The following is an 8450-nucleotide window of genomic DNA, read 5'->3' on the forward strand; positions in this document are numbered from 1 at the left end:
GGGGGAAGGTGCAAGGAAGGGCCCCCTATTAACGCCTGGTGTATAGCAGGGGCCCCCTATTAACAGGCCGGCATACGTGCACGTGCCGCGAAGGCGCGCGGCGGTTGGTGTGCCGGGCAGGTGCGGGGGGTGGTGTGCCGGGCAGCGCGCGGCGGGTGGTGCGCGAGAAAGTGTCGGTTGTGGTCGGTAGCGTGCGGCCACCAACTCAAGAAGGGGTACGGGGATGGGAAGCGTTGCGGGTCGGGCGGCGGCGTCGACGGACGGGCACCCACCGCTGGACACAGCCGTGGTCCAACGCTTCTACGACCGGATGCGGGCGGTGGCGCCCGCCGCGCTCGGGGCCATCGAGCGGGACCGCGCCGACGACCCGGGCCGGCCCTTCGACGACACCTCCTGCGGCCGCCTGCTGGGCTCCCTCGACCCGGACGGCGTACGGGCGCTGGGCATGTGGGTCCATCACTGGTGCATGCGCTTCTACGACGACGACACCCGGCCCGGCCTGCGACTGCTCCGGGAGATCGCCAGCCGGCCGGCGCTGGGCTGGACGCCGGACGAGGTCCGCTGGATGCTGCGCGAGTCACACGCGGCCGGTCCGGCTGCCGACGACCGTTTCACGCTGCCCCTGGCCGCTGCCGCCGAGTTGCCGCCCGGTGCGCTGCCTGGGGCCGTCGCCGAGTTGCCGCCCGGTGCGCTGCCTGCGGCTGCCGCCGAGCTGCCGCCTGGCGTACTCCCGTCGGCTGTCGCTGTCGAGCGGCGTCCCGGCGCGGTTCGATCGGACGACAGCCGGCTGGCTGCCGGAGAGCGGCGTAGTGACACCCTGGTGCCCCGACAGCTCGACCCGACCCACCGGACCTGACCCACCGCTGCCCCTGACCGTCGGGTAGCGGCGTAAGCTGGCTCGTCGTGAGTCTCACCATCGGCATCGTCGGCCTGCCCAACGTCGGCAAGAGCACCCTGTTCAACGCGCTGACCAAGAACGACGTGCTCGCCGCGAACTACCCGTTCGCGACGATCGAGCCCAACGTCGGCGTGGTCGGGCTGCCGGACGAGCGGCTGGAGAAGCTCGCCGAGATCTTCAGTTCGCAGAAGGTGATCCCCGCGCCGGTGTCGTTCGTCGACATCGCCGGGCTGGTGCGCGGGGCGTCCAAGGGGCAGGGGCGGGGCAACGCCTTCCTCGCCAACATCCGGGACGCCTCGGCGATCTGCCAGGTCGTACGCGCCTTCTCCGACCCGAACGTGGTGCACGTCGACGGCAAGGTCTCGCCGGCCGACGACATCGAGACGATCAACACCGAGCTGATCCTGGCCGACCTCCAGACGCTGGAGAAGGCGCTGCCCCGGCTGGAGAAGGAGGCCAAGCTCCGCAAGGACCGGGCCGCCGCCGTGACCGCCGCGAAGGCCGCCGTCGAGGTCCTGGACAACGGCACCACCCTGTACGCGGGCGCGGCCGCCGCCAAGATCGAGCTGGAGCATCTGCGCGAGCTGCACCTGCTCACCACCAAGCCGTTCCTGTACGTCTTCAACGTCGACGAGGCCGAGCTGAACAACGCCGAGTTCCTCGACGAGCTGCGGGCACTGGTCGCGCCGGCCGAAGCGGTCTTCATGGACGCCAAGATCGAGTCCGAGTTGGTGGACCTGCCCGAGGAGGAGGCCCGCGAGCTGCTGGAGTCGATCGGGCAGTCCGAGCCGGGGCTGAACCAGCTGGTCCGGGTCGGTTTCCGTACGCTCGGACTCCAGACGTACCTCACTGCCGGGCCCAAGGAGGCGCGGGCCTGGACCGTGCCGATCGGCGCGACCGCGCCGGAGGCCGCCGGGGTGATCCACTCCGATTTCCAGCGCGGTTTCATCAAGGCCGAGGTGGTCTCCTACACCGACCTGGTCGGGGCCGGTTCGATGGCGGCGGCCAAGGCGGCGGGCAAGGTCCGCATCGAGGGCAAGGAGTACGTGATGCAGGACGGCGACGTCGTGGAGTTCCGCTTCAACGTGTAGGTCCAGTTCGACGGCTGACGGAACTCGGCGCCCGGCTCAGCACCGTGCACTCTTCGCTACGGTGACCGGGTGATGATCCGAGACGTGCGGGACGACGACTGGCCGACGATCTACCCCTTCTTCAATCAGATCGTCGCGTCGGGGCGCACCTACGCGTTTCCGGAAAACCTCAGCCTGGGCAGGCTCGCGGGTGGTGGATGGAGTCTCCGCCTGGTCGTACCGTCGTGGCGGTGGACGGATCGACGGTCCTCGGCAGCGCCAAGATGGGTCCCAACCGGCCTGGTCGCGGATCGCACGTGGCGACGGCCAGTTTCATGGGTGCTCGCCACCGTTCCGGAGGCGTTCGACCATCCCGAACACGGTCTGGTCGGATTGCACGTGATGTTCCTGGACCTACGCTCGTCCCAGCTCCGACGCTGATCAAATCAGGGGCAACGGAGAGGGCGGGATTCCGGCAGACTCGTACGGTGTCCAACGTTGCTCCGAAGGGGACCTGGAAGACAAATCCCGCCCTGGCTCTGCTGTGCCTGTTCGGGTGGTACGCGGCCGTGGTGGGGGCCTTCTTCGCGCTGGCACACACGTTGCCCGACACCGTGGACCCGGACTGCCAGGAGTCCTTCTGCGGGTCGCCGCGGGACGGCTTCTTGATTGCCGGCATCTTCTTCGGCGCTCCGGCGCTGTTCGTGGCGTTGCTGATCAGCTTGGTGATGCTCGGGTTGGCCAGCGCTCGTAGTCCGGAGACGTCGGCAGGGCGGGTCGGGTTCATCGCCGCCGTACCCGCCTTCGTCCTGCTCGCCCTCGCCGCCTGCGCCGTGGCCCGGTAGCGGAATCACGGCTGTGGGTGCATCTGTTGCTACCAGGGCAGCCACAAACGCACCCACAGTGCGGGCGTCAGGCCACGGTGAGCCAGGGTGACGACGGGTGAGCGACGCGGATGGCCTCGCCTAACCAGCGTCGGTCGGTGGGGTGCAGCATGTCGTACGCGAGGTTCAGGTCGTGGTCGTCCACCGGGCGCGGGTCCTGGGACTTCCACAGCAGTTGGGTGGCCGGGGTGCCGGTCGGCACGGAGCGGACGAGCGTGACCGCACGATCCCAGGGCAGATCGATCCGGGCATCGCGGCGGTAGCGCCAGACCTCGTCGTCGCCGTCCTCCAGGTTGACCTGGAGGACGAAGCGGTCCGGGCCGGGGTCCAGATGTTGCGCAGTCTGGGGTTGTCCCGGTGATCGGCCAGCGGGTGCAACTCTCCGGCGATGGCCGCAACCGGCCGCAACCGGCCGCAACCGGTCCGGCAAGCGGTCGAGCAGCGTCGGCAGCGATGGCCGGAGGGTGCTGACATCGATGTCGCCGTGCGGCCGGCTCACTGTGCCGCACCAGTGGTCGATGGCCCAGCCGCCGGAAAGCCACCAGGTCACCGGGCAACCGGTCAGGAGGGTGCCCACTTCGGTGACGGAGAGCGGTGCCCAGACATGCCGCTGCGGGTCGTACCGCATGGGGTCAGCCGGTGCGCAGGGCGTCGTCGAGGTCGGTTTCGCGGGGGCCCAAATGCACCGGGTCGCGGCCGGAGAGCACGTCGACGGCGGCCTTGATGCCGGCACCGTACTCTCGGGCGGCGGCGAACTGCCAGGTGCGGCCGTACTCCCGGGCCGTCTCGTCGCCCACGCCGATGGCGTCCACGCCGAGGTTCCGACAGACCGTGACCGCGCGGGCCAGGTGGAACTGCTGGGTCACCACCGTCGCCCGCTCCACGCCGAAGATCCGCTTGGCGCGGGCACACGAGTCGTACGTGTCGAAGCCCGCGTAGTCGAGCACCACCTTGTCGGCGGGCACTCCCCGCTCGACGAGCCAACGCTGCATCGCCTCGGGTTCGTTGTACTCGTCGCGCATGTTGTCGCCGGAGACCAGGATCGCCTGGACCTTGCCGGTGGCGTACAACTCGCGGGCGACCTCCAGGCGGGCGGCGAGGAACGGCGCGGGCGTACCGTCGGCCTGGACCCGGGTGCCCAACACCAGCGCGACCGGCGCCTCGGGAGCTGTCTCCACCGTGTACATCCGGCCCTCGGCGCCGGACCGGATCCAACTCACGCTGGCCCCACTCGCGCCAGCCACCAGCACCGCGCCGACCGCGCCGGCGATCACCGCCCGACGCAGCCATCGACCGCGACCGCGCTCGGCGATCTGACGCAGTCTGGCTACCAATGCGGTACGAATCGCCATGTGGATCAGTATTCCAGGCAGCGCCAAGCGGGCCGGTGGGCCGCACGATCTCGTGTTACGTTCGGCCGCAGCGTCGCGTGTCGGTGGCAGGCCGTGTCAGGCATGGAGGCGCCGGACCGAAGGGAATCGACGATGATGATCGCCGTACCTTCGCCCGTCACCTATGGGTGAGGGCGAACAGACCAGGCTGGTGGCCTGGAGCAATGAGCTGCGCCGCGTGCACGGCCGACTCCGCGAAGCGCTTTCCGTGACCCGGCAGGCTCTCGCTGACGGCGCGCAGGCGGAGCCAGCGACCAGAGATCTGCTGCTGTTCTGTCACGGGTTCTGCACCGCGTTGACCGCCCACCATGAGGGCGAGGACCGTGACCTGTTCCCCGCGATCGCGGCGCAGTATCCCGAGCTGCGGGAGACGCTGCGTTATCTGCGGCAGGACCACTCGATGATCTCCCATCTACTGGGTGGTCTCCAGGCCGCCGTGGCGCGAGCGGCCCCGCCGGAGGAGTTGGATCGGCACCTCGAAGGGCTTGCGGCGATCATGGAGTCGCACTTCCGGTACGAGGAACGCCAACTCCTGACCGTGCTGGAAACCCTCTCCCTGGACGCCCACCCGGACAATGTGCTCGGACCGCTCTGAGGATCTCGGTACGGAAGCGCCCCCAGAGGGGCGCTTCCGTATCTGAATCAGCTCAGCCGGTAGACGGAGATGTGGGAGGTGCTGTCTGGACCGAACGGGGTCCGGTGCCAGTCGGCGTGGCGTTCGGCCAGGTGGAAACCGGCGGCAGCCGCCATCTCGTCGATCTGCTCGGGCCACAGGTACCGCATGGCGAACGGGTGCAGGTGCACCCCGGCACCGTCGAAGGTGATGGTCTGCCGCAGGAACGTCTGCGCCTCGCGGTCGTACTTGTGCACCCTGATGGTCGCCGAATCCTCGGTGACGTCCCGCATCTGGACCTGTTCGTCCCGGTCGATGTCGGCCTCGTTCGGCACGAACGTCTCGATGACGAACGTCCCGCCCGGCTTCAGCACCCGGGCGACGTTGCGGAAACAGTCCGCCTGCCGCTCGGCCCGCACCAGGTTGAACAGCGTGTTGAAAACCAGGAACACCACTGTGTACGGCCCGCCGGGCGCCGGCACGTCGGCCATGTCGCCCACGGCAACCGGGATGGCGTCGCCACCCGGCTTCTCCCGCATCTTCGCGGCCATGGCCGCCGAGCCCTCGACCCCTTCCACGGGGATCCCCCGGGCGGCGAGCGGAACGGTGACCCGGCCGGTGCCACTCGCCAACTCCAGCACCGGGCCCTCACCGGCTAGACCGGCCAGGAACTCCACCGCCGGCACCGGGTCTGGCAGCCCGCCGGGAGAGTCGTAGCTGTCGGCCCAGTAGCTGCCGAAATGTCCCGGATCATCAAAAACTGACATCTGTGACCCCCGTAGTCACCAGGAACGGATGCTCGTGGGCAGTGTCTTTCCCGGTCGGCGGCGCGGTTAAGCAGCGTTGTCCACAGTGTCCGGATGGTCGGCCCTGCGGGATTACCGGGTCCGCTTGATCCCCACCGTGGTGACGCCGAGTTCGGGGGCGTTCAGGATGCTGTCGAGCAGGCCGGGGAAGTGCGCGTCGAGTTCGTCGCGGCGCAGGTGGACGTAGCAGCGGGTGCCTTCGTCGCGGGTGCGGGTGATGCCTGCCGACCGCAGCACCTTCATGTGGTGACTCAGGGTCGAGGCTGCGACCGGCGCGTCCAGTTCGCCCCACTGCCGCTCCTGCCCATCGGAGAGCAGCCGTACCACGCCGAGCCGCAGCGGGTCGGAGAGCGACGACAGCACCGTGGTGACCGGCACGTCGGCGAGGTCCGGATGGGCGTGCTTGGACATGTCGATCGCGGGCCTGCTCCCGGAGATCGCCACCGACCTCGACGTGTCCGCCGGCACAGCCGGGCAACTGATCACCGCCTTCGCGTTCACCTTCGCCTTCGGTGCACCGGTCATGGCGGTCCTGCTCGACCCCTTGCCGCGCCGCCGCGTACTCCTGGCCGGGCTTGTGGTGTTCGCGGCGGCAAACCTGGCCGCGGCCTTCGCCCCCTCGTTCGGGGTCCTGCTCGGGCTGCGGATCGCCGCCGGCCTCGCCGCGGCCGCCGTGTCGGCGACGGCGTTCGCCACCGCGGGCCAGGGCGCTCCGGCCGGAAAGCAGGGCGGCTACCTGGCGACGGTCACCGCGGGCCTGACGGTCGCGCTGTTCACCGGGGTGCCGCTCGGTGCCTGGGTGGGTGGGCTGTTCGGATGGCGGTCCACCTTCGTGCTGATCACCATCGTGGCAACTCTGGCGTACGCGACACTCGCGGTGGCACTGCCCCGGCTGCCCGGCAACCCCGGCGGCACCCTCGGCGCGCGACTGCGTCCGCTGCGGAACCCGAAAGTGCTGCGCCTGGTGGTCGCGGTGTTCCTCTCCGGCAGCGGCGGGTTGATGTTCTACAGCTACCTCGCGCCGATCCTCGGCCATGTCCACGGCGACACCACGCCGCTTCCCGCCGTCCTGCTGCTTGTCGGTGTCGTCGGCGTACCCTCGACGTTCCTCGGCGGCTGGCTCGCCGACCGGGTCGGTGGCCGACCGTCGAGGCTGGCCGTCACCGGCGGGCACGCCCTCGCGTTGGCGCTGGTGGCGATGCTGGTGATCATCGAGGTGCCGTTGCCGGTGTTCCTGGTCGGCGTCGCTTTGTGGTCGGTCTTCGCCTGGGCGCTCAACCCTCCCTTGCAGGCCAGCATCATCGAGGCCGCACCCGACTCGGCGATGGCTGCCGTCTCGCTCAACATCTCCGGCCTCTATCTGGGGGCCGCCGTCGCCGGCGCACTCGGCGGCCTCCTCGTCGACACCGTCGGCGCGATGTGGATACCGCCGATCGCCGCAGCTCTGCTCGTGCTGGCCTGGCTCAGCGCCGGATTCCCCCACCGCGCCGACGCTTCATCGCGCCGCTGACGACACCCGCCCGGCCCAGGCCGCTTCGCTGTCACCCGCCCTCTTCGAGATCTTGGAAAACCGGCGTCAGCTACTCGGAACGGTGGATTTCCAAGATCCAGCGTTGCGGCGGTGTCGGATCAGGGCGGGCAGCCAGGGGAGCAGGGCGATCAGCAGCAAAATGGTCAGCAGCGGCAGTCGCCAGGCCCAGGAGACGCTTGACGGTGGTGGGTCGGCCACCTCGGTGATCCACGGGCGGGCGGTCTTCGACCAGGCCAGGAACGCATCCCCGATCGGCAGCAGGCCCAGGGCGTACCGGCGGGTCCATGGGGTGTCCACGGGCAGGCCGGCAAAGTCGCCGTAGTTGGCCAGCGCCCCGGCCAGCGGCGCGTCGCCGTGCACCTGGGCGGCGCCGAGGGTGACCACGGTGGCTGACAGGCTCACCCCGAGCGGCAGCGGCCCGGAGTCCACATCGGCCGAGCCTTGGGTGCCGGACCGGTACTCCAACACCGCCGGCCCGAGCCACAACGGTGACACCACGAACCGGTCCCGGAAAATCCGGTACTGCTCCCCGGCGAAGACCGGATCGATCTCCGGCAAGAATCGGTTGATGATGCTCTGCGAGGTGCCCCGAGCCACCTCGTCCGGTGCGCCGGTCACCGGGTCCACCCGATGCGGCAGCAGCCCGGTGGCCGGGTCGAGCCGCTGCCGTACGCCCTCCAGCCAACGCGCGATCGTACCTTCGAACCGAGGCGCCAGCAGCCGATCGTGCAGCCGCAGCGACGCCACCGCCACCGTCGAGTCGACCGGCCACGCCTGCCCTGGATACGCCTCCAGATACGGCGACCCCGCCGCATCGAAGGCCGCGCCGAGCCCGACCGCACTATCGACGAACCGGGCCAGTTCCCCAGCATCGCGATCCTGCGCCGGCTGCAAACTGAGTACGCCGCCCCGCAGCCAATTGGTCCAGCCTTGGTAGAAAACGCCGTACTCGGGAGTCAGCGTCTCGGAGAACGGCGCCCGCCCGGCCGGCGACTCCAACCGTCCCAACGCCCAGCGGGCCTGCGCCACGGCCTGCTCCCGCTCGCCCGCCGGAGCGCGTAACCCAAGCTCGACCCAGGCCAGCCCGTAGAGGGCGTGGCTGAAAAAGTAGCCCTCCGGAAAAAGGCCCTGCGCCCGCTCGCCGGCCCCGTCGTCCAGCGCCGCCCGCAAAAACGTCAACTGCCGGCGTACGCCGGGAGGCTCCCCGTCCGGCCCGGCACTGGCCGGCGCGACCAGCCGAACCGCTGTCTCTTATAC

The 8450-nt window shown here is 69.9% G+C and carries 10 protein-coding genes and 1 pseudogene; 6 read left to right on the plus strand and 5 right to left on the minus strand.

Annotated elements, in window-relative coordinates; genetic code table 11:
* Positions 1-223 precede the first annotated feature (223 nt).
* The 4 genes and pseudogenes from C1I93_RS25385 to C1I93_RS25400 form a co-directional block, all read left to right on the plus strand.
* Positions 224-652 (plus strand): annotated as a pseudogene (locus C1I93_RS25385) (hypothetical protein); the annotation flags it as partial.
* 251 nt (positions 653-903) lie between these two features.
* Positions 904-1989: a redox-regulated ATPase YchF gene (ychF, locus tag C1I93_RS25390; RefSeq protein WP_111245808.1), complete on the plus strand. Its 1086-nt coding sequence runs from the start codon at positions 904-906 to the stop codon at positions 1987-1989.
* Between the two features lie 84 nt (positions 1990-2073).
* Complete coding sequence (locus C1I93_RS25395) at positions 2074-2409, plus strand: hypothetical protein (protein WP_420811767.1); 336 nt, start codon at positions 2074-2076, stop codon at positions 2407-2409.
* Between the two features lie 47 nt (positions 2410-2456).
* Positions 2457-2813 (plus strand): hypothetical protein, encoded by a 357-nt coding sequence (locus C1I93_RS25400; RefSeq protein WP_111245809.1) that lies wholly within the window; start codon positions 2457-2459, stop codon positions 2811-2813.
* A 67-nt stretch (positions 2814-2880) separates the two neighbouring features.
* Here C1I93_RS25400 and C1I93_RS25405 read toward each other — a convergent pair whose 3' ends face one another.
* Complete coding sequence (locus tag C1I93_RS25405) at positions 2881-3480, minus strand: nucleotidyltransferase domain-containing protein (RefSeq protein ID WP_111245810.1); 600 nt, start codon at positions 3478-3480, stop codon at positions 2881-2883.
* A gap of 4 nt (positions 3481-3484) precedes the next feature.
* Positions 3485-4204 carry a SanA/YdcF family protein gene (locus C1I93_RS25410; protein ID WP_111245811.1) on the minus strand — a complete coding sequence of 240 codons (720 nt, stop codon included), beginning with the start codon at positions 4202-4204 and terminating at the stop codon, positions 3485-3487.
* Positions 4205-4367: 163 nt separating this feature from the next.
* On the opposite strand from C1I93_RS25410, the gene C1I93_RS25415 reads away from it, so the two are divergent.
* The gene (locus C1I93_RS25415) at positions 4368-4838 is read left to right on the plus strand and encodes a hemerythrin domain-containing protein (protein WP_111245812.1); all 471 of its coding nucleotides are present in this window, start codon (positions 4368-4370) and stop codon (positions 4836-4838) included.
* 47 nt (positions 4839-4885) lie between these two features.
* Here the strand turns inward: C1I93_RS25415 and C1I93_RS25420 are convergent, their stop codons facing one another.
* Positions 4886-5623 (minus strand): class I SAM-dependent DNA methyltransferase, encoded by a 738-nt coding sequence (locus C1I93_RS25420; RefSeq protein WP_111245813.1) that lies wholly within the window; start codon positions 5621-5623, stop codon positions 4886-4888.
* 111 nt (positions 5624-5734) lie between these two features.
* Positions 5735-6073: an ArsR/SmtB family transcription factor gene (locus tag C1I93_RS25425; protein WP_111245814.1), complete on the minus strand. Its 339-nt coding sequence runs from the start codon at positions 6071-6073 to the stop codon at positions 5735-5737.
* Between C1I93_RS25425 and C1I93_RS25430 the strand changes: the two genes are divergently transcribed.
* On the plus strand, positions 6072-7172 hold the full coding sequence (locus tag C1I93_RS25430; RefSeq protein WP_111245815.1) for an MFS transporter: 1101 nt from the start codon (positions 6072-6074) through the stop codon (positions 7170-7172). The two genes, C1I93_RS25425 and C1I93_RS25430, sit on opposite strands and share 2 nt — an antisense overlap.
* A gap of 66 nt (positions 7173-7238) precedes the next feature.
* Here the strand turns inward: C1I93_RS25430 and C1I93_RS25435 are convergent, their stop codons facing one another.
* Positions 7239-8372 (minus strand): hypothetical protein, encoded by a 1134-nt coding sequence (locus C1I93_RS25435; protein WP_181445324.1) that lies wholly within the window; start codon positions 8370-8372, stop codon positions 7239-7241.
* Positions 8373-8450 lie beyond the last annotated feature (78 nt).

It is taken from the genome of Micromonospora endophytica, assembly GCF_003236305.1.
GTDB lineage: Bacteria > Actinomycetota > Actinomycetes > Mycobacteriales > Micromonosporaceae > Micromonospora > Micromonospora endophytica.

Excerpts from the sequence above, each read along its gene's own strand:
- C1I93_RS25425 (WP_111245814.1), bottom strand. The coding sequence starts at position 6,073 with ATGTCCAAGCACGCCCATCCGGACCTCGCCGACGTGCCGGTCACCACG.
- C1I93_RS25420 (WP_111245813.1), bottom strand. The coding sequence starts at position 5,623 with ATGTCAGTTTTTGATGATCCGGGACATTTCGGCAGCTACTGGGCCGAC.
- C1I93_RS25410 (WP_111245811.1), bottom strand. The coding sequence starts at position 4,204 with ATGGCGATTCGTACCGCATTGGTAGCCAGACTGCGTCAGATCGCCGAG.
- C1I93_RS25430 (WP_111245815.1), top strand. The coding sequence starts at position 6,072 with ATGTCGATCGCGGGCCTGCTCCCGGAGATCGCCACCGACCTCGACGTG.
- C1I93_RS25405 (WP_111245810.1), bottom strand. The coding sequence starts at position 3,480 with ATGCGGTACGACCCGCAGCGGCATGTCTGGGCACCGCTCTCCGTCACC.
- C1I93_RS25415 (WP_111245812.1), top strand. The coding sequence starts at position 4,368 with ATGGGTGAGGGCGAACAGACCAGGCTGGTGGCCTGGAGCAATGAGCTG.